This is a genomic window from Streptococcus oralis, from assembly GCF_016127915.1.
GTDB lineage: Bacteria > Bacillota > Bacilli > Lactobacillales > Streptococcaceae > Streptococcus > Streptococcus oralis_BO.
Genome location: NZ_CP066059.1, coordinates 640,287 through 663,353 on the forward strand (window position 1 = coordinate 640,287; position 23,067 = coordinate 663,353).

Consider the following 23,067-nt stretch of genomic DNA (forward strand, 5'->3'; position numbering starts at 1 on the left):
AAACTGTTTTATTATTTCTATTTACTTTTATAATTAATGAGTGGATTTTATAAACAAACTAGCTATTTCTTATCATTTTAAACAAATTTTATAAAAAACATTCGTATTTAACTTGATTGATTGGCTTCCATCCTGTATAATAGAGTGAAACTATTTTTGAGGAGATTTTTATGTCATCATTTCGTAAACAAGCAGCCCTTTTAGGTCTGACTGCAGCTATATTTGCAGCTTCTACTGCACAAGCAGATGAAAAAGCTACAAATCTAGATACTAGCACAACACCTACACCAGTAGCAAATCAATCAGAGAAATCTGTTGCAGCTACTGGAAATGAAAAGGAAACGGCATCTGAAAAAACGGACGCCCCTGCTAAGCAAGATGAAAATGCTACTCCAGTAGCAAGCACTGAAACAACCCCTTCTAAAGAAGGAAGCCTTGCAGACGACAAAGCCCTTCAACCAACAGAAGGACAGGAAGTCGATGTCCGCATCCTTGCAACAACTGACCTTCACACCAATTTAGTTAACTATGATTATTACCAAGACAAACCCGCTGAGAACGTTGGACTAGCAAAGACTGCTGTTCTCATCGAAGAAGCTAAAAAAGAAAATAGCAATACACTTCTCGTAGATAATGGAGACACCATCCAAGGAACGCCACTTGGAACTTACAAGGCCATCGTTAACCCTGTCAAAGAAGGAGAACAACACCCTATGTATGCAGCCCTTCAAAAGCTCGGTTTTGAAGCTGGTACACTAGGAAATCATGAGTTTAACTATGGTTTAGACTACCTCAAACGTGTCATTGATACAGCTGGAATGCCGATTGTCAACGCCAATGTTGTAGATCCTAAAACGGGCGCTTATGTCTATGACCCCTATAAAATCATCAGCAAAACCTTTGTTGATAAAACTGGTCGCAAAACGACCGTCAAAATTGGGGTGACTGGAATTGTTCCCCCTCAAATTCTCAGCTGGGATAAGGCCAACCTCGAAGGAAAGATTCAGGTCAATGACTCTGTAGAAGCTATTCAAAAAATTATCCCTGAAATGCGCAAAGCAGGTGCAGACATCACTCTCGTACTCTCTCACTCAGGTATCGGAGATGATAAGTACGAAAAAGGAGAAGAAAACGAAGGCTATCAAATTGCAAGTCTACCCGGTGTGGATGCAGTTGTAACAGGGCATTCTCACGCTGAATTTCCAAGTGGAAATGGCACTGGCTTTTATGAAAAATATACTGGTGTTGATGGCGTAAATGGTAAGATTAATGGTACTCCTGTAACCATGGCTGGAAAATATGGGGATCACCTCGGCATTATCGACCTCAACCTTATCTACAAAAACGGAAAATGGACTGTTGCCAACAGCAAAGGCTCTATTCGTAAGATTCACACTAAGTCCAAAGAGGCTGATGAACGAATCAAAGAAATTGCCAAAACAGCTCACGAAGGAACCATCCAATACGTTCGCCAACAAGTCGGAACAACAACCGCACCAATCACAAGTTATTTTGCCCTTGTCAAGGATGATCCATCTGTTCAAATCGTCAATAACGCGCAAATCTGGTATGCTAAGAAAGAACTAGCAGGAACTCCTGAAGGAGATCTTCCTATTCTCTCGGCTGCGGCACCATTTAAGGCGGGAACCCGTGGAGATGCTACTGCCTATACAGATATTCCAGCTGGCCCAATCGCCATCAAAAACGTAGCCGATCTCTACCTCTACGACAATGTCACGGCTATCCTAAAAGTCACTGGAGCTCAACTCAAAGAATGGTTGGAAATGTCTGCTGGTCAGTTCAACACGATTGATCCAACTAAAAAAGAAGCGCAACAGCTCATCAATCCAAGCTACCGTACTTATAATTTTGATGTGATTGACGGTGTAACTTATGAGTACGATGTCACCCAACCAAATAAATACGACCGCGAAGGTAAGTTGATCCACCCAGATGCTAGTCGTGTCCGCAATCTAAAATACCAAGGAAATGATGTCCGTCCAGATCAGGAATTCATCGTGGTAACCAACAATTATCGCGCAAATGGTAAATTCCCTGGTGTTCGTGATGCTAGTCTCAATCGTCTCCTCGGACTTGAAAATCGCCAGGTTATCATTAACTATATCCTCGATGTAAAAAATATCAACCCAAGTGCAGATAAAAACTGGCACTTCACAAATAGCATAAAAGGGTTGGATGTTCGCTTCTTGACAGCTGATAAGGCCAAAGACTTGGTTGGCACAGATGGTGACATTCAATATCTAGCTAGCTCCGACCAAGAAGGGTTCGGCGAATACCGCCTTCTCTATGTAGAGCCTAAGACTGAACCTGCAGAAACAAATCACCACGAAGTCCAAGATACGCAGGGACAAAATCAAGGCGATGCAATCACTCTTTCAAACGGTGGGCAAACTATTATTTTACCAAGCGCTCATAATCCAGTAGCTACTACGCTACCAAATACAGGTGAGAAAACGTCTATCCTAACTTTCCTAGGTGTCATTCTAGCAGGGCTTGGACTTTCTCTCAAGAAAAAGGAAGAATAACACAATAGAAGCAAGGCGAGACTCGTCCTGCTTCTTTTTAACCACCAAAAACACTGCCAGATTTCTCTAGCAGTGTTTTGACATTTCATTTGCTTAGTAGACTGTTTTTTCAGTTTCTACGTCGAAGAAGTGTGCTTTGTTCAAGTCAAATCCAAGTTCAACTGTTGCACCTGTTTGCAAGTAGTCACGAGCATCCACTTTTGCAACAAATTCGTCTTTACCAACTTGGCAGTAAAGGTGAGATTCTGAACCAAGCAATTCTGATACTGAGATAGTTGCTTTAACCACTGATTCTGGGAATGTTTCAAGGAAAGCAGGTTCTGCATTCACATCTTCTGGACGGATACCGAAAATCAATTCTTTTCCTTCGTAGCCTTTGTCACGAAGAACTTTCAAAGCACCTTCTGGCACTTTCAAACGGAAACCGTCAGAAACAATTTCGCTACCAACCAATTTCACATTGATGAAGTTCATAGCTGGGCTTCCGATAAATCCTGCTACAAATTTGTTAACTGGGTTTTTGTAAACTTCTTGAGGGGTACCGATTTGTTCAACACGTCCGATAGTACCTGTACCAGCAGGGTTCTTAGTTGCTGACATGATAACGATACGGTCTGCAAGTGTCATCGCTTCTGTTTGGTCGTGCGTTACGTAGATAGTTGTAGCTCCGATACGACGGTGGATTTTCGCGATTTCAGCACGCATAGATACACGAAGTTTGGCATCCAAGTTTGACAAAGGTTCGTCCATCAAGAACACTTTTGCATCACGGACGATGGCACGACCCATGGCAACACGTTGACGTTGACCACCAGAAAGGTCAGCAGGTTTACGATCCAAGAACTCTTTCAAGCCAAGGATTGCTGCTGCTTCTTGCACACGTTTATCGATGTCTTCCTTGCTGTATTTACGTAATTTTAAACCGAAAGCCATGTTGTCATATACAGTCATGTGTGGGTAAAGAGCGTAGTTTTGGAATACCATGGCGATGTCACGGTCTTTTGGAGCTACGTCGTTGACAACCACGCCATCGATAGATGCAGTACCTTCTGTGATGTCTTCAAGACCAGCAATCATACGAAGAGTTGTTGATTTACCACATCCTGAAGGACCTACGAAAACGATAAATTCCTTATCTTTGATGTCCAAGTTGAAGTCTTCAACTGAGTAGTGTTCGCTGTTTGGATATTTTTTGTAAATATTTTTAAGATTCAATTCTACCATGAGGTAAACTCCTTTTGTCTTTTGATAGTTTTATTATAGATGAAAACGCTTTACTTTTCTATGGCAAGGTGACCAAAAAAACAAAAAAGTTCTGTGCAACTTGCACAAAACTTTAGAGAATATCTGGTAAAATCAACTGATAACACAAGGTCAGGTCGGTCAATTCCTTCAACTGTAGCCCTGTCAATTCTTCCCATCTATCAATCTTGTATTGGAGAGAATTGCGATGCAGATAGAGTTGCTGGGCTGTTTTAGTCAGAACAGCACTGTTTTCCCAAAGAGAGAGAATGATTTCCTGAATCTGGTCTTGATCCAAAATCATCTGATGCAGGCATTCTTTAATGACTATCAGGTCCACCAGTCTTTCTCCCATACTCCACAGATAGAGTTGTGAAAAGGTGTGTACACCTTGATGACCTTGACGCCACCAAGCCTTAAACAAGTCCCGCTCCGCTTGGATTAAATCTGACAAAGCCTGATAGCCAGTCTGTGACCAGACCTGCCCCAACATGATAGACAGACGAAGACCGAAGTCATACTCCACTGCCTCAATCGTATCGGATAAGATTGAGCGAACAGAACTGTATTTATCTTGCTGGAGAACAAAAACATAGTCCTGAACTCCGACCTGCAACACTGTCTGGCAGCTAGGAAAGAGGGTCTGCATCATATCTAGCCAAGAGGCTAAATTCTCCTGTTGATAATAGGATAGATGGCAATAAACCAGTTGTATCTTTTTAAAAGTTTGAGGCGCCTGCCCCTTACCCTCAATCAGATAGGGATACCAAGGATTGAGCGAACGAGCCTGCTCCTGCTGGGTCAAAAGGGCAACCAACTGCTTTTCACGCTCGCTGAGCCCAGCTTCCTCCAGTAAAATCCACTGCTGAGAAGATAGTGGGAGGGTGAGAAAACCTATTTTATCTATTGGCTGATCTGAAATCTGAGCGTCAGGAAACCAGTCTAGTAATTCTTTTGCAAGCATTTCTAGTCCTCCACTTTTTGGATGCACCAAGAAATTAAGGTCTCAAGACGTTCCAGATTTTCTGTCATATGAAGATAGCCCATGACTGCTTCAAAACCTGTAGACATGCGGTAGGTCACCACATCAGCATTTTTAGCCTTTGTATGGCTATTGGTATTGCGACCACGTTTATAGATTTCTTCTTCCTTTTCCGTCAGAACTTGCTCCTCCAACATGAGGGCAATCAGGCGGGCTTGAGCCTTGGCGGATACATACTTAGTCGCCTCTTGGTGAAGTTTATTGGGTTTGGTCATGCCTTTGAGGATGAGGTGGCGGCGAATATACATGGAATAAACCGCATCCCCCTCAAAAGCTAGCGCAATCCCGTTAATGAGATTGACATCAATCACGAGTCCACCTCACTCCATCCTTGGTGTCAAGGAGCTTAATTCCTTGAGCAGCCAATTGGTCACGAATTTGGTCTGCTGTCGCAAAGTCACGATTAGCACGCGCTTCTTGACGTTTTTGGATCAAGGCTTCAATGTCTGCATCCAAAACTTCCTCAACAAAGACAATCCCAAAGACTTCCAATATAGCCGCAAGAGCTTCCTTAACCGCTGCATCATAGTTACCTGAGTTAATCCATTTGGCCATTTCAAAGACAACTGTGATACCATTTGCGGAGTTGAAATCCTCATCCATAGCGGCAACAAACTTATCTTTAAAAGCCTGTAACTCTTGAGCATCTACAGTCCCAGAAAATGGTTGCTCGTAAGTGTTCTTTAGATACTTGAGATTGGTCTCGGCGTCTCGCACTGCTTTTTCGGTAAAGTTGATTGGTTTACGGTAATGCTGAGTCGCAAAGAAGAATCGAAGCACTTGGCCATCAAGAGTTTTAAGAGCGTCGTGCACTGTAATAAAGTTGCCCAAGGACTTAGACATCTTGACATTATCGATGTTGACAAAGCCATTGTGCATCCAGTAGTTGGCGAAAGTCTTGCCTGTTTTAGCTTCAGACTGGGCAATTTCATTGGTATGGTGAGGAAACTCCAGATCAGCTCCACCACCGTGGATATCAATAGTATCTCCCAAAATCTCTGTCGACATGACTGAACATTCAATATGCCAACCCGGACGACCAGGTCCCCAAGGACTGTCCCAAGAAATCTCGCCTGGTTTTGCAGCTTTCCAAAGGGCAAAGTCTACAGGATTTTCCTTGCGAGCCGTTTCTTCATCGGTACGACCTGAAGCACCCAGCTCCAAATCTTCCAAGGTTTTATTGGCCAATTTAGCATAGTTGTGAGATTTTTCCACGCGGAAGTAAACATCTCCTTGACTCTCGTAAGCATAACCTTTTTCAATCAAGTCAGCGACAAAACGAATGATGTCCGCCATAAACTCTACTACACGCGGATGGCGAGTCGCAGGTTTCACGCCTAAGGCCGTCACGTCTTCACGAAAGGCAGCGATGTACTTGTCCGCAACCTCTTGAGGCGTGATGCCTTCTTCCTTGGCACGGTGGATAATCCTATCATCTACATCGGTAAAATTGGAAATATAGTTGACTTCAAATCCCCGATACTCAAAATAACGGCGAATGGTATCAAAAGCTATTGTTGAGCGGGCATTGCCCACGTGGATATAGTTGTAGACCGTTGGCCCACAGACATACATCTTAACCTTGCCATCCTCAATAGGTACAAATTCTCGCAAATCACGAGACATGGTGTCGTAAATTTTAATCATGCGGTCCACTCCCTTCTCTATTTCTGACTTTTTCGGCTGAAAACCAGCTCTGCAAATGGGCCAAATTGTCTGAGGCTATCCAGTTGGTAAAAGCGCTGCCCTTCCTCTTGGGTAAAGAGGGGAACCCCCTTTCCTAGGATAAGGGGCGCTATCTGAATAATGAGGTGGTCGAAAAGATCCGCATCCAAGAGCGGTCCTACCAAGGAATTACCACCAATCACAAAGACATTTTTACCCTTGTCAATCTGGCGAACAAAGTCCACCACATCCCCAGCTACTGGCTGATAATTGCTGACAGGCAGGTGCCTATCATGCGTAAAGACATAGTTTTCCGTAGCTTGATAAAAACTTTCTACATCTTGCAAATCTTGGATTTCCTCAAAGGTCCGCTTGCCCATGATGGTGATATCCATTTGCCTGTAAAAGTCATCATAGCCTGTATCCTCTACAGAACCAAGCTGATGCAGCCAGTCTATCCTGTGCTGGCTGTCTGCCAAGTAGCCATCCATGGTGATACAGCCGTAAAAATATACTGCCATTCTTGTAGTTACCTTTCTAGTTCCTTGGCTATTGTCAAAGCGATAGTGAAAAAAGTCATGGCATCAGCTGTCCGCTCTTCATGGCGGGCATCCCAGGTTCGGTTATGATGATCCACATAGTCAGCTGTGTAGAAGAACTGATAGACTTTACTCTTGCGAAATTGACTCCAAGCCATGATAGCTGAAGCTTCCATATCCACCACTTGTGCACCAGCAGCCAAGCGACGCTTGACCTTATCAGGCGTTTCTCGATAAAAGGCATCAGTCGTCCAAGACTTGGTGCGGATATGCTCGATATTGTGCTTGTCAAAGATGGCTTCCAGCTCGATCAGCAGAGACTCGTCATAGGCGACTTCGTCACCCGGTGGGGCATAGTGATAGCTAGTTCCTTCATCTCGCAATGCAGCCGCAGGCAGGATAATTTTATCCGCCTCAATTGAGCGGTCCAAAACGCCACAGGAACCTAAAATGATAAAATTTTTGAAGCCTCTGGCCGCCAACTCCTCCAGCTGGCCGACTATCATGGGAGCCCCAATTGGAGCCAACGTAACTGCTAGCTTGCTAGGTCCTTGGCCATAAATATACCATGGATGATGGCCGTTTATGCTTTTCAAATAGCCTCCCGGATAGACATCTTCTGACTCAATCAAACGTTTCAGAATTTCGCCATTAAAGGACAGAATGATGGTTTCGCATACCTCTCCCTTGTCATGGACTGGCTTTTCAGTTGGCTCAATAACTGCTGCTACATCTTCAAATTCCTCTAATAGCATAACTTCTCTTTCTTTAAGGCTCCAGCAAATCCGCCTTCATTTTATTTAGACGGCGCAGTTTGGTCTCATCTTTTTTGGCTTCACTGATATAATGAGCCCATTCACGCTGGTGGCTAGGTGGCAGTTTAATAAAGCGCTCCTTAGCAAGACCATCCAAGCGTTCTTGCAACTCAAGAACTGCCTGATTCAAAATTGCGTCTGATAAATCTGACATAGTTCTTACCTCCTGTCATACTTCACCTCGATAACTTTGCTACCCTATCCTACAACCCTGACGATCTGTGACTGGCTTCTCTAGCCTGCTCTAGTTTATTGACGTAGTACTCTCGTTTTTCTTCGACTTCGTGGATCGTTGGTTCATCCTTCTGTCCATGAACTCGGACGATCTTAGCTGGAATACCGACAACCGTCACATCACTAGGTACATCTGCCACGACTACTGCAGCAGCACCGACTTTGGCATTTTCACCTATTTCTACCGGTCCGATGACTTGGGCATGGGCCGATATGAGAGCTCCTTTACGCACAGTCGGATGGCGTTTGCCAACATCCTTCCCTGTCCCACCAAGAGTCACTCCGTGATAGAGAAGAACGCCTTTTTCAACAATCGCCGTCTCTCCAATCACCAGACCTGAACCATGGTCAATAAAAACACCTGATTCTATCTGGGCACCCGGATGAATCTCGATTTGAGTCCAAAAGCGCCAAAACTGACTGTGCATCCGAGCTAGGAGTTTGAAGCCGTGCTTCCATAGAAAATGCGAGAGACGGTGGGCAGCTAAGGCCTTGACACCTGGATAAGTCAGCAAAACTTCCAAACTGTTGCGTGCCGCTGGATCATTTTCTTTTACAATATCAATGGTTTCGCGCCACCATCCCATACATTTCTCCTTTTCTTATTCTGAATCTTTTGGTGTTTCTGTAAATTCTTTCTTAGGTTTGTGGTCCTTGTGATGACGTGGACGGTGAGGTCGCTCAGACTTTTCACCTTTTTCATCATGCTCAGGTTTTGGAGGACGAGGAAGAAGAACTTTCATAGAGGCATCGATACGGCCTTTTTCATCAATCTTGATAACCTTAACATCGACTTCATCACCGATAGCTACCAAGTCTTCTACACGGTTGGTACGCGTCCAAGCCATTTCCGAAATGTGAACGAGGGCATCTGTCTTGTCAAAGAGGTTGACAAAGGCACCAAATTTCTCGATACGAACAACCTTGGCATGGTAAACTTCATCTACTTTAGCCTCACGGACCAAGCCAGCGATGATTTCTTTGGTTCGGTTAATGGCATCTTGGTCGCTAGAGTAGATAGAAACATTACCTTCTTCGTCGATATCAATCTTAACGCCTGTTTCAGCGATAATCTTGTCGATGGTTTCTCCACCCTTACCGATGACAATCTTAATCTTGTCGACATCGATCTTGATGGTATCAATTTTCGGTGCAGTTGGAGCCAATTCTGGACGAACTTCTGGAATCGTTGCTTCAATCACATCAAGGATTTCAAAACGCGCTTTCTTGGCTTGGGCAAGGGCCTCAGTCAAGATTTCTGCAGTAATTCCTTGGATCTTGATATCCATTTGAAGGGCTGTAATCCCGTCACGAGTTCCTGCAACCTTAAAGTCCATGTCTCCAAAGTGGTCTTCCAAACCTTGTATATCTGTCAATACTGTATAGTTATTTCCATCTGAGATGAGACCCATGGCAATACCAGCTACTGGTGCCTTGATTGGCACACCACCAGCCATAAGGGCAAGCGTTCCCGCACAGATAGATGCTTGAGAAGATGAACCGTTTGATTCCAAGACCTCTGCTACCAAGCGGATCGCATATGGGAATTCTTCCAAGCTTGGCAATACTTGAGCAAGAGCACGCTCACCGAGAGCACCGTGACCGATTTCACGACGACCTGGTGCACCATAACGACCAGTTTCCCCTACAGAATATTGAGGGAAGTTATAGTGGTGCATAAAGCGTTTCTTGTACTCTGGATCCAAACCATCAATGATTTGAGTTTCACCCATTGGAGCCAAGGTCAAGACTGAAAGAGCTTGAGTTTGTCCACGAGTGAAAAGGCCAGAACCATGTACACGAGGAAGATAGTCAACCTGCGCATCCAAAGGACGGATTTCATCGACCTTACGCCCGTCAGGACGTACCTTGTCTTCTGTGATCAAACGGCGCACTTCAGCGTGTTCCATTTGTTCCAAGATTTCAGCCACATCACGCATGATACGATCACATTCTTCGTGGTCCGCATATTTTTCTTCGTAAACAGCAGTCACTTGGTCTTTAACTGCTTGAGTTGCAGCTTCACGAGCCAATTTTTCTTCTACTTGAACCGCTTTTTGGAGGTCACTGTTGTAGGCTGCGATGATTTCAGCTTGCAAGTCCGCATCCACATGAAGCAGTTCCACTTCTGCTTTTTCTTTACCAACTGTAGCAACTATTTCTTCTTGGAAGGCAATCAATTCTTTGACCGCTTCATGCCCTTTAAGAAGGGCTTCCAACATGATTTCTTCTGACAATTCTTTGGCACCAGACTCTACCATGTTGATAGCGTGCTTGGTACCAGCTACTGTTAATTCAAGAAGAGATTGCTCTGCTTGTTCTTGACTTGGGTTGATGATGATTTCACCATCTACATAACCCACTTGTACCCCAGCGATTGGTCCGTCAAATGGAATATCTGAGATAGACAATGCCAATGATGATCCAAACATAGCCGCCATTGGAGCAGAGGCATTTTCATCATAAGAAAGGACGGTGTTGATCACTTGCACTTCGTTACGGAAACCTTCCGCAAACATAGGGCGGATTGGACGGTCAATCAAACGCGCTGTCAAAGTCGCATCTGTTGAAGGACGTCCTTCACGTTTCATAAAGCCACCAGGAAACTTCCCAGCCGCATACATTTTTTCTTCGTAGTTGACTTGAAGTGGGAAGAAATCCCCAGTTGCCATTTTCTTAGACATAACGGCCGCAGTCAAGACAGTTGACTCACCGTAACGCACGACAACAGCGCCATTTGCTTGCTTAGCAACCTGACCAGTCTCTACAACCAACTCACGACCCGCAAAAGTCGTTTGAAACACTTGTTTTGTCATTTTAATCCCCTTTGGATTGATGAAATTATACGCCTTGCCTACAAAAATCAGGATACAAAGGGCGTAAAGAATCCCGTATGAAAATAGGAGATTGACGCAGTGTGCGATGCACACCAGGAAATCTATCTTTTTCACTAGGGATTTAGCCCGTGTTCAACTACCTAAATACCTTGAAAAGTTTAAAAATATTATTCTTTAGCATTTGTATCTTTTATAGCATAGCAGATTTGAATAGCTAAGAATATGTTTATACCCTCATCTTTGTATCAAGTACGTACAGAGTCTATTTTATCATATTTTTCTTAAAAAGTGCGGGCTTTTCTATTAAAAAGGAACCATTCCCCCATAAAAGAGGAATGGTTTGTTGTTTATTTTATTTAGCAAATCCTTCGGCTTTCGCAACTGTCATTTTTCATTTAAAAACAAGTAAATGACAAGCTGTCGTCTCAGTGGTTAAAGAATCGATTACCCTAAAGACTGATGATTAAACAAGGCATGGGTTGCTTGGTGGATGTATTTGGCTGTTTCAGCATTGTTCATGGTGTAGAGATGCACACCTGCGACATCTTGAGTTACCAAGTCCACGATCTGATCCACTGCATAGGCAAGTCCTGCTGCTCTGAGCGACTCAGGGTCATGCTCATACTTGTCCAAGATGGCCTTAAATTTACGTGGAAGATGGATATTCTCACATGTTTTCAAGAGACGAAGCGCTTGGTTACGGTTAAGAATGGGCATGATCCCCGCATGAATGGGAACATCAATCCCTGCCAAGGTACACTTGTCTTGGAAATCGTAGAAACGCTCATTGTCAAAGAAAAGCTGCGTTACGAGGCTGGAACAGCCTGCATCCACTTTCTTCTTGAGATTTTGAATATCTGAGATTTGGTTTGGCGAGTCAGGGTGCCCCTCTGGGTAGCAAGCGCCAATAATATCAAAGTGAGGAGCTTGTTCCTTGATGAACTCGATCAAATCCGTTGCGTAGCGGAAATCCTTTTGTGGTTCCACATCAGGGATAATATCCCCACGCAAGGCCAAGATTTTCTGTACCCCAACCTTATCCAAGTCTGCAATTGTTTCAGCAACCTTGTCCTTAGTCAGATAGATGGCTGGCAAGTGGGCAATGGTTGGAATCGCCAAGTCATTCTGGATAAAGTCAGCCAAACGAACCGTTGTTTCCTTGATATTAAATTTATTATTGCTGGCAGTCACACTGATAAAGTGCGGTGTTAGCTCCCGCATATCCTGCAAAGCTGAAATAATTTTATCATTACCCACAGCTGGGTTTGGAGGGAACACTTCAAATGAAAGTGACGGTGTTTGGCGTGACATATATATTAACCTTTTCTAGTTGATTTCTTACTGATCAACCGTGTAGGGAGAAATGGGTTCTTACAATTTCTCACGCGCAGCTTTAGCTGCTTCTACAAGGCGGATCAAGCTTTCTTTTGTTTCTGGAATACCGCGTGTTTTCAAACCACAGTCAGGGTTGATCCAAACTTTCTTGCTTGGTACTTTGGCAAGAATAGCATCGATCGTGTGGTCGATTTCGCCTTCATTAGGCACACGAGGAGAGTGGATATCGTAAACCCCAGGTCCCACTTCTGTTTGGAAGTTTTTCGCTTTGAGTTCGTCCAAGATTTCAAGGTTTGAACGGCTTGCTTCAAAGGAAATAACGTCCGCATCCATGTTGTCGATAGCTGGGATGATATCTGTAAATTCTGAGTAACACATGTGAGTGTGGATTTGAGTATCTGGTGCAACTGTAGAGTGTACCAAGCGGAAGGCTGGAATAGCCCAGTCAAGGTAGTCTTCATACCAGTCGCTACGACGGAGTGGCAATTTCTCACGAAGAGCAGCTTCGTCGATTTGGATGATTTTCACACCTGCAGCTTCAAGGTCAAGAACTTCATCCTTGATAGCAAGAGCGATTTGAAGAGTTGAGTCCTTGATAGAAATGTCTTCACGTGGGAATGACCAGTTAAGGATGGTAACAGGTCCAGTCAACATACCCTTAACAGGTTTGTCAGTACGGCTTTGAGCATAGCTAGACCATTTGACAGTAATTGGGTTAAGACGAGTGACATCACCCCAGATGATTGGTGGTTTCACCCCACGCATACCGTATGATTGTACCCAACCATTCTTAGAGAAGAGGTAACCGGACAAGTTTTGACCGAAGTACTCAACCATGTCGTTACGCTCGAACTCACCGTGTACAAGCACGTCAAACCCAACTTCTTCTTGCCATTTGATCCATTCGTCGATGGTTTCAGCAAGGAAAGCATCGTACTCTTCTTGAGACAATTCACCTTTACGGTAAGCCAAACGTTTAGCACGAACTTCTTTTGTTTGAGGGAATGAACCAATAGTTGTTGTTGGAAGAGCTGGAAGTTTGAAAGCTTCTTCTTGGATAGCTTCACGTTCAGCAAAGGCTGGCAAACGAGTGTAGTCAGCATCTGTCAAACCAGCGATACGCGCACGAAGTTCTGCATTTTCACCAACACGTTCAGTCGCAAAGAGTTCTTTGTTAGCTGCAAGAGCTTCTGCGCCTTGACCGTTGCGGATAGCATCCAAATCACGAATTTCATCCAATTTTTCAACTGCAAAAGCAAAGTGGTTCAAGATAGCTGGTTCAAATTCTTCATTAGCAGTTGTAAATGGCACATGAAGAAGTGAGCATGAGCTAGTCAAAACAATGTTTTCAGCTGGGATTTGCTCAAGAACAGCCAAGCTCTTTTCGTAGTTGTTGCGCCAGATGTTTTTACCATTGACGATACCTGCATAGAGAGTCTTGTCAGCTGGGAAACCACCTTTAACGAGTTCAAGAGTTTTCTTACCTTCAACGAAGTCAAGACCGATGGCATCTACTGGCAAGTTCACAAGATCAGCGTAGACGTCACGAACGTCACCAAAGTAAGTTTGAAGCAAGACTTCAAGACCTTTTTTATCAGCCAAGAGTTTGTTGTAGATGTTCAAGAAGAGAGCTTTTTCTTCTTCTGTCAAGTCTTTGACAAGAGCCGCTTCGTCAAGTTGGATACGAGTCGCACCAAGCTCCGCCAATTTAGCAAAAACTTCTTGGTAAGCAGCCACTAAGCTGTCTACGAAGTCTTCTGCTTTCACGCCTTCTTCAAAGTCTGACAATTGAAGGAAAGTGAATGGACCTACAAGGACAGGACGAGTGTTCAATCCAAGTTCTTTGGCTTCTTGGAACTCATCGAAGATCTTGTGACCAGCAAGTTTGACTTGAGTGTCTTTTTCAAACTTAGGCACGATGTAGTGGTAGTTGGTGTTGAACCATTTCTTCATCGGAAGGGCACGCACGTCCCCTTTTTCACCTTGGTAACCACGTCCCAAAGCAAAGTAGCGCTCAAGGTCAGACAAGTCCAAGTTTTGAACAGAAGCAGGCACCACGTTGAAGAGGAAGGCTGCATCGAGGAAGTTGTCATAGTGAGAAAAGTCATTTGATGGGATTTCAGTGATACCTTTTTCTTTGACAATGTTCCAGTGTTTCGCACGCAATTCTTTTGCTGCTGCCAAGAGTTCTTCTTCTGAGATTTCTTTTCTAAAGTATTTTTCAGTTGTAAATTTTAATTCGCGGAATTCGCCCAAACGAGGGAAACCGATGATCGTAGTTGACATGATGTGTCCTCCAAAATTTGTTGTTGAAACTATCTTAACAGAAAAGAAACTGTCTGTATAATTGTAAATAATTAGGCTTTGATATAGTTTGAAACTATATCACTCTTTTGGACAAAAGAAAAAGACTTGAGACCAGTGTCTCAAATCCTTTGTATTGCTTGTTTTGTGGCTGTATTTTAGTTGGAAAGCTCAAACGAGCCATTGACGATTCTCATCAGTGACTATGCCATGCTATTAGAAAAGACTATAGCTCAATCCCCTTCTCTCGAAGATTAGCCAGACATTCCTCATAGTATTCTGCATCATGCTCACTATAGATGGGAGTGGTCAGCTTCTCCTCAGACAAATCCTCATAAGCGGAGCAGATTTTCCCACGGTAGTTCTTGTCCAACCACTCTGGACTGACATTATAGCCACGGTTAGCCATCTCCTCCATGATCAAGCGATGATAGGCATAGAGACGATAGGGCGAGTGGGTAAAGACATAGTTCACTGTCGCATGCTTTCTGCCCCAACCATTGCCACGCAGGGCGCAGCACTCTCGATGTTGCCCCAAAAGTTGAGGACGGGGAAGTTGTGAAATCAAAGCCTCATGCCAAAGTCTCATGGGAGTCTCCTTTCAGTAAAGTCGAATGTTGCAAGTAGGTATTGGGATAGCGATCAAGCAACTCTCTAGTCTTAGCAATCAAGTCTTCCTTAGAAGCCTGACCAAAGCGGTAGCGATCCAGTAAGAGCATATAGTCCTTACGCTCAACATCTGTCGCTTTCTTTTTGAAATAGCCCCAAATATGCTGAAAAGCGTTGCAAACCTGACCTCTATGCTCAGGGATTTGACAGGCACGGTCGATCAGTTCTTGAACATGACTCAGCTCCACCTGTTCATTCTTCAAATATTGGCGAATCTCATTGTAAATATTGCTGGAATGGCTCAAAACGAGGTATTTGTTTCTAGCCCAGAGTTGTTGGCACTGGGATTTTTGGTTAATTTGTTCCATGTTTCTCCTTGTTTTCTATCAGTTTCCAGGAAATATGGAAACAAAGCTGTATTTTAATCTCTTTCAAAAAATGTATTATTATTTCTATTTTATCATATTTCAAGAAAAACCACTCGAACTAGGGAGGACGAGTGGGGTATAAACTATTCTTAACTTTATTAAGGTAGTAGAACTTCTTTCATACTATCCTTATCATCACTCTTTATAAATACAACATTCCGTTTCCCTGTTAACTCTATCATTTTTTCCTTACCAAGAATGATTGCGAGATTCTTAATAATCGAACGTTTAGCTGGTTCATCAAAATAAGTGAAAATAAATCTATATGGATAGCCACCTTCCTCAGCTAATGCAAAACTCTTTTGAAATATCTCTTTATCTAAAGGATCTACTGAATGACCAAAAATAATTATATTTTTGGCCACTTTACGTTCGTGAGGGAAACTTTTTTCTATGGCCGATACATGTAAATTTTCAACAAAATAGTTTGATAGAAAGAACATCTCAAATTTATTTCCGGTCTCTTTAACAACTCTTTGGTAATACTTCTGATAAGGAATTAGGTCGCTGTTGATATCATTTTCCTTATCCTCGATTCCAAAGACCATGGTATTAATCCTATTAAACGTTCTTTCTAAATCAATTCGGCCATGTATGAAATGAGTTTTCTTCTCAGAAGTTACGTAGAGATGACCTGATGTGTTGGTATAATTAAAATTTAAAACATAGGTATGTGATAAATTAGGTACTACATCTAAAGCTGTTGGTCTTGGTTCAATCCCTCGAATCTCAAAGTCTATATAATCCAAATACGACAGATAAATTTCCAATAGTTCAATTAATACATCAAGTTGCCTAATAAATTCGTTATTTAATTCATCCAATGCAACTTCTCTTTCTAAAGAACTCCAGCCTTTTTCATCGAATAGGGTGAGAAAAGTGTCTGCAATATATAATTTTGAACTGTAATTAACACCCCTACGCCAATCAAGCTTATGTTGCTTTATAATACTTGCTAGCGGCCTATTAAATTGATTAGAGTACAACAAGCTACTGTTTTCTTTAAAATATACTATTGCATCTGCAAGTTGAGAAATCATGGTTTCAAGATTAGACCAATTTTCTCCAAGTTTATCCCTATTTTCATTAATAAATTTCAAATACAAATTATCCTTGTATTTCTCAATCCTTATATTTTTAACTTTTAGGAACTCCAGTAACTCCTCATTTGGATTAGAGAATAATTGTTTTTCAAAGTCAATAAAATCTGTATACTTTGTTTTTCGCCCCATTGCAATATCAAAGCCATTACCTAAAATTAAAATTGTATCTGCCATAATTCTCTCCGCTATCTAAAGATTATTATCTTTTCAATAATTACATTAATTTTCTCTGTTTCTTCATCAATCATTTTTATAAAATCATCAAAACTCATTTCTACATAACTCTCAATAACTGCTCTGAAATAATATTTGTATCTTAAAAAATTTTTACTAGAAATTTCTGTAAGAGAATAGTGAAAAATGTTGTTTCGAAATTGAGTATTCTCCAAAAAGTATTTCTCCTTACATTCAATAATTTCTTCTATATTTTTCCCTAAAAGAGGATTTAAAAGTTTTGAGAATCTCTTATAAAAATTTTTTATAGTATTGACACTAACTAAATAAGTTTGTAACTTTAAACGATATAATAAACTACCTGTTTTCATAAATATTTCAGGAACTACAATATTGATGAAATTATTTTGACATAAAACATTAAATAACTGCAATTGAGCTTCCAGAGGCACTTTACCCAGTAAGATATTGCGCCTTTTTGTATCCATTAAAAATTTATCCATATAACTTAACTTACAATTTGTGACGTTAATTTCCAAAGTTGGATCAATTAAGAATTTTTCTTCAAATTCTATCGTAATAGAATTAATAAATGTTGTTAATGTTCTAGAATAATCAATAAGAAACTCCCTATTATTTAACACCCATTTATTTAGAGTATCAAAATTATTCTGGACAAATATTTCTTCCAGATAAATACTTAACTGACTGGTGTTCCCATAGGGAATATCGTCAATCGTAAATATTCCTAAATCTTTTTGACCAACAATACTAATGACAAATTTCTGGAAAAAATTATAATCAGTTTCTAATATTTTTTTTCGTTTTTCTGCACTATTATTTAGCATTTTAAAAGCTCTTAGAACTCTTTTATCTGAATATAATTTAAAACTAATTCGAACTTTTTTTAATAATGTGACAAAATCAATACCTTTAATATCTGGTAAATTTACTATTTCTTTATGTTTCTCAAATTTTTCCACCCAAGCTAAACAGATGGATGATAAAATAGGGAGAAATGGTATAGATATTTCAAATCTATCAAAATCATCATTAGAATTGTTTAGCTGATATAACATTTGTTTTAACTCCATAGTTTCTTGCAATAAAATCAAAAAGGATAATTCATCTAATTTTTTATCATCATTCAAATCCGCACCCCTATCTAATGTTTTTAATTAGCCAAACAAAATTATTATATCATTTAAATTATACCACGAAACTACAGAAATCCCCTTAGAAATCAATTCCTAAGGGGTTGTTTTTATCCTGCAACTGTTGCTGCTTCTTCTGTTTTCACTTTCTTCTCCTTCTTATTGAAACCAGTCAATCGTCGCTTACTATCTCGGATTGTATTCAGATCTTTAAGGAGTTGGGTCAGGTGTTCCTTTTCAGGATAGGCTTCTGCACTGGTTGCGGTATAGCGCATAAAGAGGTCATAGATGCTGGTTAGTTCGGTGCGGACTTGTCTGGTCTTGCCGACTTCCTTGGCAGACTTATGCGCACGTGCCTGACTTTCCACCTTATCATACTCCTCTTGAGCACTGATCACCGCCGTCAGCATAGGGGTCAATCCTAGACTAGTCACTGCTGTCTGGTAGGGTTCCTCACTCAGGGTTTTGAGCAGGCTCTTGATTTCTGCCGTTTCCACATCATTGCTGTGCTTGGTGATATCCTTGTACTTGGCAAAGACTGGTTTCAAGGTCTCATTGGCTTCTTTGAGTTTGGTTTCCTTGATCTTAGCAAATCCTCGATGAAGGGTAAAGAGACCGACTAGGGCACTGTCACGATTGCGATCGACTTCGGTCAGGTTCGTCGCCTCTTTCTTTTCCACTGTAGCTAGTTGGGCTTGAAAGTCTGCTAGTCTACTCTTGAAGGAATCGAGATGTTTGCTATACATAGGTTCGTCCTTATGCGCCTTAGCAAAAACTTCTAGTAGTTGACCCGTGTCTACCATGAGACTTTCAAACTCACGGTTGGTAAAGTTGGTATAGCTTAGCGGATGGATAGTGAATGTTTTTGTCATGATGATAACCTTTCTTTTTTCATTATTTCAAAAAGGAGTTTCCCCTTAAATTTATAAATCCATTCTAACAGTTACTTTAAAAGATTTGTCCCACTTCCTCTCAACTGTCAATATTTCCATCTAAAATGTACTTCTCAGGGCAAATCTTTTATTTCTAAAATAAAAAATCCCTATCTGACTGAAAACATATCCGTCTGCCAGCTAGAGATTCTTACTATTTTTAGATTTTAACTTTTCTTGCTTTAGAATACATCTAAACTTTAGGAAAGACGACTATTCGAAAGCTCGAAGACCTCAAAACTTTCTCAGATAGACCATTCGAAGGTTAGAATACTCATAAATTTATGTATTTCTTATCATTCTAAGTTTAGAATACATCTAAACTTTAGGGAACTGACTCATCCGATACTTAGAATAAGGTCTAAAATATCTAGAACTTAGATTAGTCTTTATTATCAAAATATGGTATAGTAGAATCATACTATCTATGAGGAGTTTACATGTCACAGGATAAGCAAATGAAAGCTGTTTCTCCCCTTCTACAGCAAGTCATCAATATTTCATCTATCGTTGGGGGAGTCGGCACCTTGATTTTCTGTATTTGGGCCTATCAAGCAGGAGTCTTACAGTCCAAGGAAACCCTATCAGCCTTTATCCAGCAAGCTGGGGTTTGGGGGCCACCACTCTTTATCTTTTTACAGATTCTACAAACCGTCGTTCCGATCATTCCGGGAGCTTTGACCTCAGTGGCTGGGGTCTTTATTTACGGCCACATCATCGGAACCATCTATAACTATGTCGGCATCGTGATTGGCTGTGCCATTATCTTTTACCTGGTACGTCTCTATGGAGCTGCCTTTGTTCAGTCGGTCGTCAGCAAGCGCACCTATGACAAGTACATCGGTTGGCTAGATAAAGGCAATCGTTTCGAACGGTTCTTTATCTTTATGATGATCTGGCCAGTTAGCCCGGCTGACTTTCTCTGTATGCTGGCTGCCCTGACCAAGATGACCTTCAAACGCTATATGATTATCATCGTTTTGACCAAGCCCTTTACCCTAGTGGTTTATACATATGGCTTGACCTATATCATTGATTTCTTCTGGCAGATGTTTTGAGAATAGAAAAATCCGTTTGGTTTCCCAAGCGGATGTTTTGTTTATTTTATTTTGCGACACTCTTAGCGAGGACAAAGTTTCCAAGTGTTGCGGAACCATTACCAGCGACTGCTGGAGTCACGATGTAGTCACGCACGTCTGGTACTGGTAGGTAGCCATTGAGAAGAGCTGTGAATTTCTCACGCACACGGTCCAGCATGTGTTGTTGGGCCATAACCCCACCACCAAAGACGATAACGTCTGGACGGAACGTCACGGTAGCATTGACCGCAGCCTGAGCGATATAGTAGGCTTGAACATCCCAGACAGAACTGTTGAGTTCGATGTTTTCACCACGAATACCTGTACGAGCTTCAAGACTTGGACCAGCCGCAAAGCCTTCCAAACAACCCTTGTGGAAAGGACAAACGCCGTTAAATTCTTTTTCTACATCCATTGGGTGTTTAGCCACATAGTAGTGCCCCATTTCAGGGTGACCGACACCACCGATAAACTCACCACGTTGGATAACACCTGCACCAATCCCTGTACCGATCGTGTAGTAAACCAAGTTTTCGATACGGCCACCAGCATTGTTACGAGCAACCACTTCACCATAGGCAGAGCTATTTACGTCAGTGGTGAAATACATGGGTACGTTGAGGGCACGACGTAGGGCACCAAGTAGGTCTACATTTGCCCAGTGAGGTTTTGGAGTCGTTGTGATAAAGCCATAGGTTTTTGAGTTTTTGTCGATATCGATCGGACCAAAGGAACCGACAGCAAGGCCTGCAAGATTATCGAATTTTGAAAAGAATTCGATGGTTTTATCGATCGTCTCGATAGGAGTTGTTGTTGGAAATTGTGTTTTTTCCACAACATTAAAGTTTTCATCACCGACAGCACAGACAAACTTTGTACCGCCCGCTTCTAAGCTTCCATATAATTTTGTCATGATAAACCTCTTGTTTTTATTTTCTTTATTATAGCATATTTTGAAAGTCTAGATTTCTCTATATTTTAGATTTTCCTCTGTAAATCTTACCATCCAAGTAAAAACGAACAAACATGATATTTGTTCGTTTTGTTTTTAGATTTGATTTTTGAAGAGGATTAGGCTTTCACTTCGATGATCGCGTCGCCCTTGACAACTGAACCACTTGCGACTGGTGTCACAGAAGCGTAGTCAGCCGTGTTTGTAACGATAACCATTGTTGTATCATCAAGACCTGCAGCAGCGATTTTGTTTGAGTCAAAGGTTCCAAGAACATCACCAGCTTTAACCTTGTCGCCTTGAGAAACTTTTTGTTCAAATCCTTCACCGTTCATAGTCACCGTATCGATACCAACGTGGATCAAGATTTCAGCTCCGTTTGCTGTCTTCAAACCGTAAGCATGTCCTGTAGCAAAAGCAATCGATACTTCTGCATCAGCTGGTGCGTAAACCACGCCTTGGCTTGGTTTCACTGCAATCCCTTGTCCCATTGCACCACTTGAAAAGACTGGGTCATTAACATTCTCAAGAGCAACTACGTCCCCAACGATTGGAGTTTGGATTGTTTCATTTTGAGGAGCTACTGGAATGTTACCAGTTGTTTCTTCTTGAACCAAACGTTCTGTCGCTACTTCAGAAGCAACTTCTTTTTCGTCCTCGTAACCAAACATGTAAGTAAGGGCAAAACCAAGAACGAATGATACAGCTACCATAAGAAGGTATTGGAACAATTGACCATTCCCAACGTACAACATTGTACCAGGGATGATGGTGATACCATTACCAGTACCAGCAAGTCCAAGGATTGAAGCCAATCCACCACCGATAGCACCAGCAATCAATGAAAGGAAGAATGGTTTACGGAAACGTAAGTTTACCCCGAAGATAGCAGGCTCAGTAATACCGAGGAAGGCAGAAAGAGCAGCCGGGAAAGCAAGTGTTTTTAGTTTAGGATTCTTCGTTTTAACACCAACGGCAACAGTTGCAGCCCCTTGAGCTGTCATAGCAGCAGTGATGATAGCGTTGAATGGGTTGGCATGGTCGGCAGCAAGCAATTGTACTTCAAGCAAGTTGAAGATGTGGTGTACACCTGATACGACGATCAATTGATGAACCCCACCGATGACCAAACCACCAAGACCAAATGGCAAGGCAAGAATCGCTTTTGTTCCAAGAAGGATGTAGTTTTCAACGACGTGGAAGACTGGTCCGATGACAAAGAGTCCAAGGATAGACATGACCAAAAGTGTCACGAACGGTGTCACCAAGAGATCCAAGACATCTGGAACCACTTTGCGGAGAGCTTTTTCAAACTTGGCTCCGACCACCCCAATGATAAAGGCTGGAAGAACGGAACCTTGCAAACCAACAACAGGTATGAAGCCAAAGAAATTCATAGCTGTTACTTCACCACCTGATGCTACTGCCCAAGCGTTTGGAAGCGAACCAGAAACCAGCATCATACCGAGGACGATACCAACAGCTGGGTTACCACCGAATACGCGGAAGGTTGACCATACAACTAAACCTGGCAGGATGATGAAGGCTGTATCTGTGAGGATTTGGCTGTAAATGGTAACATCTTCTGGAAGTGTCATCCCAAGAGCGTTCATGAGACCACGAAGACCCATGAAGAGACCAGTTGCTACGATAACTGGGATGATTGGCACGAAGACGTCACCGAAAGTACGGATAGCACGTTGGAACCAGTTTCCTTGTTTAGCAGCTTCTGCTTTCATGTCTTCTTTAGAAGATGTTGGCAAACCGAGTGCAACCACTTCGTCGTACATCTTGTTTACTGTACCAGTACCAAAGATGATTTGGTATTGACCTGAGTTAAAGAAAGCTCCTTGAACTTTATCCAAGTTCTCAATCACTTCCTTATTGATTTTCCCTTCATCTTTGACCATGACACGTAGACGAGTCGCACAGTGGGCTACACTGTTGACATTTTCACGTCCGCCAAGGGCTTCGATGACCTTTTTTGCAATATCCTGATTGTTCATTTGCAAAAATCTCCTTATAAAATTTTGTTCTTGTTTGAAAGCGATTTTATTCGCCCTACGACTATTATTTT

General features: G+C 42.0%; 20 protein-coding genes. 2 read left to right on the plus strand and 18 right to left on the minus strand.

Annotated features, from left to right (window positions below):
• The first annotated feature begins 170 nt into the window (after positions 1–170).
• Complete coding sequence (locus I6H78_RS03110; protein WP_198459990.1) at positions 171–2,546, plus strand: bifunctional 2',3'-cyclic-nucleotide 2'-phosphodiesterase/3'-nucleotidase; 2,376 nt, start codon at positions 171–173, stop codon at positions 2,544–2,546.
• A gap of 93 nt (positions 2,547–2,639) precedes the next feature.
• On the opposite strand, the gene I6H78_RS03115 is transcribed toward I6H78_RS03110, so the two are convergent.
• The 16 genes from I6H78_RS03115 to I6H78_RS03190 form a co-directional block, all read right to left on the minus strand.
• Positions 2,640–3,770, minus strand: a complete 1,131-nt coding sequence (locus tag I6H78_RS03115) for an ABC transporter ATP-binding protein (RefSeq protein ID WP_000229944.1) — start codon at positions 3,768–3,770, stop codon at positions 2,640–2,642.
• A 112-nt stretch (positions 3,771–3,882) separates the two neighbouring features.
• The gene (locus tag I6H78_RS03120) at positions 3,883–4,752 is read right to left on the minus strand and encodes a helix-turn-helix domain-containing protein (RefSeq protein ID WP_198459992.1); all 870 of its coding nucleotides are present in this window, start codon (positions 4,750–4,752) and stop codon (positions 3,883–3,885) included.
• Positions 4,753–4,754: 2 nt separating this feature from the next.
• Positions 4,755–5,141: a Mini-ribonuclease 3 gene (locus I6H78_RS03125; RefSeq protein WP_198459994.1), complete on the minus strand. Its 387-nt coding sequence runs from the start codon at positions 5,139–5,141 to the stop codon at positions 4,755–4,757.
• Positions 5,134–6,477, minus strand: a complete 1,344-nt coding sequence (cysS, locus tag I6H78_RS03130; protein ID WP_198459996.1) for a cysteine--tRNA ligase — start codon at positions 6,475–6,477, stop codon at positions 5,134–5,136. The genes I6H78_RS03125 and cysS overlap by 8 nt, the downstream gene beginning before the upstream one ends.
• A 17-nt stretch (positions 6,478–6,494) precedes the next feature.
• Complete coding sequence (locus I6H78_RS03135) at positions 6,495–7,016, minus strand: dihydrofolate reductase family protein (RefSeq protein ID WP_000301981.1); 522 nt, start codon at positions 7,014–7,016, stop codon at positions 6,495–6,497.
• An 8-nt stretch (positions 7,017–7,024) separates the two neighbouring features.
• Positions 7,025–7,789 (minus strand): nucleoside phosphorylase, encoded by a 765-nt coding sequence (locus I6H78_RS03140; RefSeq protein WP_198459998.1) that lies wholly within the window; start codon positions 7,787–7,789, stop codon positions 7,025–7,027.
• Between the two features lie 13 nt (positions 7,790–7,802).
• Complete coding sequence (locus I6H78_RS03145; RefSeq protein WP_002882686.1) at positions 7,803–8,003, minus strand: YdeI/OmpD-associated family protein; 201 nt, start codon at positions 8,001–8,003, stop codon at positions 7,803–7,805.
• A 49-nt stretch (positions 8,004–8,052) separates the two neighbouring features.
• Positions 8,053–8,670 (minus strand): serine O-acetyltransferase, encoded by a 618-nt coding sequence (gene cysE, locus I6H78_RS03150; RefSeq protein ID WP_000539964.1) that lies wholly within the window; start codon positions 8,668–8,670, stop codon positions 8,053–8,055.
• Positions 8,671–8,685: 15 nt separating this feature from the next.
• Positions 8,686–10,899, minus strand: a complete 2,214-nt coding sequence (pnp, locus tag I6H78_RS03155; RefSeq protein ID WP_198460000.1) for a polyribonucleotide nucleotidyltransferase — start codon at positions 10,897–10,899, stop codon at positions 8,686–8,688.
• 465 nt (positions 10,900–11,364) lie between these two features.
• Positions 11,365–12,231 carry a methylenetetrahydrofolate reductase [NAD(P)H] gene (gene metF, locus I6H78_RS03160; RefSeq protein WP_002877494.1) on the minus strand — a complete coding sequence of 289 codons (867 nt, stop codon included), beginning with the start codon at positions 12,229–12,231 and terminating at the stop codon, positions 11,365–11,367.
• A 60-nt stretch (positions 12,232–12,291) separates the two neighbouring features.
• Entirely contained in the window at positions 12,292–14,541 is a 2,250-nt protein-coding gene (metE, locus tag I6H78_RS03165) for a 5-methyltetrahydropteroyltriglutamate--homocysteine S-methyltransferase (RefSeq protein ID WP_198460002.1), read from the minus strand.
• Positions 14,542–14,785: 244 nt separating this feature from the next.
• Complete coding sequence (locus I6H78_RS03170) at positions 14,786–15,148, minus strand: TIGR02328 family protein (RefSeq protein ID WP_198460004.1); 363 nt, start codon at positions 15,146–15,148, stop codon at positions 14,786–14,788.
• Positions 15,132–15,536: a YbgA family protein gene (locus tag I6H78_RS03175; RefSeq protein ID WP_198460006.1), complete on the minus strand. Its 405-nt coding sequence runs from the start codon at positions 15,534–15,536 to the stop codon at positions 15,132–15,134. Before I6H78_RS03175 ends, I6H78_RS03170 begins: the two co-directional genes overlap by 17 nt.
• A 158-nt stretch (positions 15,537–15,694) precedes the next feature.
• Positions 15,695–16,873, minus strand: a complete 1,179-nt coding sequence (locus tag I6H78_RS03180; RefSeq protein ID WP_198460008.1) for an AbiH family protein — start codon at positions 16,871–16,873, stop codon at positions 15,695–15,697.
• An 11-nt stretch (positions 16,874–16,884) separates the two neighbouring features.
• Positions 16,885–18,024: a hypothetical protein gene (locus tag I6H78_RS03185; RefSeq protein WP_232619945.1), complete on the minus strand. Its 1,140-nt coding sequence runs from the start codon at positions 18,022–18,024 to the stop codon at positions 16,885–16,887.
• Between the two features lie 113 nt (positions 18,025–18,137).
• Positions 18,138–18,899: a DUF6261 family protein gene (locus I6H78_RS03190; RefSeq protein ID WP_198460010.1), complete on the minus strand. Its 762-nt coding sequence runs from the start codon at positions 18,897–18,899 to the stop codon at positions 18,138–18,140.
• Between the two features lie 500 nt (positions 18,900–19,399).
• On the opposite strand from I6H78_RS03190, the gene I6H78_RS03195 reads away from it, so the two are divergent.
• Positions 19,400–20,017: a TVP38/TMEM64 family protein gene (locus tag I6H78_RS03195; RefSeq protein WP_061421318.1), complete on the plus strand. Its 618-nt coding sequence runs from the start codon at positions 19,400–19,402 to the stop codon at positions 20,015–20,017.
• Between the two features lie 46 nt (positions 20,018–20,063).
• On the opposite strand, the gene scrK is transcribed toward I6H78_RS03195, so the two are convergent.
• Together scrK and I6H78_RS03205 are read right to left on the minus strand one after the other, a co-directional pair.
• The gene (gene scrK, locus I6H78_RS03200; RefSeq protein ID WP_084860218.1) at positions 20,064–20,951 is read right to left on the minus strand and encodes a fructokinase ScrK; all 888 of its coding nucleotides are present in this window, start codon (positions 20,949–20,951) and stop codon (positions 20,064–20,066) included.
• Positions 20,952–21,109: 158 nt separating this feature from the next.
• Positions 21,110–22,996, minus strand: a complete 1,887-nt coding sequence (locus I6H78_RS03205) for a sucrose-specific PTS transporter subunit IIBC (protein WP_198460012.1) — start codon at positions 22,994–22,996, stop codon at positions 21,110–21,112.
• Positions 22,997–23,067: the final 71 nt, after the last annotated feature.

Coding starts and splice junctions, on each gene's coding strand:
- I6H78_RS03110 (WP_198459990.1), top strand. CDS start 171: ATGTCATCATTTCGTAAACAAGCAGCCCTTTTAGGTCTGACTGCAGCT.
- I6H78_RS03115 (WP_000229944.1), bottom strand. CDS start 3,770: ATGGTAGAATTGAATCTTAAAAATATTTACAAAAAATATCCAAACAGC.
- I6H78_RS03120 (WP_198459992.1), bottom strand. CDS start 4,752: ATGCTTGCAAAAGAATTACTAGACTGGTTTCCTGACGCTCAGATTTCA.
- cysS (WP_198459996.1), bottom strand. CDS start 6,477: ATGATTAAAATTTACGACACCATGTCTCGTGATTTGCGAGAATTTGTA.
- I6H78_RS03135 (WP_000301981.1), bottom strand. CDS start 7,016: ATGGCAGTATATTTTTACGGCTGTATCACCATGGATGGCTACTTGGCA.
- I6H78_RS03140 (WP_198459998.1), bottom strand. CDS start 7,789: ATGCTATTAGAGGAATTTGAAGATGTAGCAGCAGTTATTGAGCCAACT.
- I6H78_RS03145 (WP_002882686.1), bottom strand. CDS start 8,003: ATGTCAGATTTATCAGACGCAATTTTGAATCAGGCAGTTCTTGAGTTG.
- cysE (WP_000539964.1), bottom strand. CDS start 8,670: ATGGGATGGTGGCGCGAAACCATTGATATTGTAAAAGAAAATGATCCA.
- pnp (WP_198460000.1), bottom strand. CDS start 10,899: ATGACAAAACAAGTGTTTCAAACGACTTTTGCGGGTCGTGAGTTGGTT.
- metF (WP_002877494.1), bottom strand. CDS start 12,231: ATGTCACGCCAAACACCGTCACTTTCATTTGAAGTGTTCCCTCCAAAC.
- metE (WP_198460002.1), bottom strand. CDS start 14,541: ATGTCAACTACGATCATCGGTTTCCCTCGTTTGGGCGAATTCCGCGAA.
- I6H78_RS03170 (WP_198460004.1), bottom strand. CDS start 15,148: ATGAGACTTTGGCATGAGGCTTTGATTTCACAACTTCCCCGTCCTCAA.
- I6H78_RS03175 (WP_198460006.1), bottom strand. CDS start 15,536: ATGGAACAAATTAACCAAAAATCCCAGTGCCAACAACTCTGGGCTAGA.
- I6H78_RS03180 (WP_198460008.1), bottom strand. CDS start 16,873: ATGGCAGATACAATTTTAATTTTAGGTAATGGCTTTGATATTGCAATG.
- I6H78_RS03190 (WP_198460010.1), bottom strand. CDS start 18,899: ATGACAAAAACATTCACTATCCATCCGCTAAGCTATACCAACTTTACC.
- I6H78_RS03195 (WP_061421318.1), top strand. CDS start 19,400: ATGTCACAGGATAAGCAAATGAAAGCTGTTTCTCCCCTTCTACAGCAA.
- scrK (WP_084860218.1), bottom strand. CDS start 20,951: ATGACAAAATTATATGGAAGCTTAGAAGCGGGCGGTACAAAGTTTGTC.
- I6H78_RS03205 (WP_198460012.1), bottom strand. CDS start 22,996: ATGAACAATCAGGATATTGCAAAAAAGGTCATCGAAGCCCTTGGCGGA.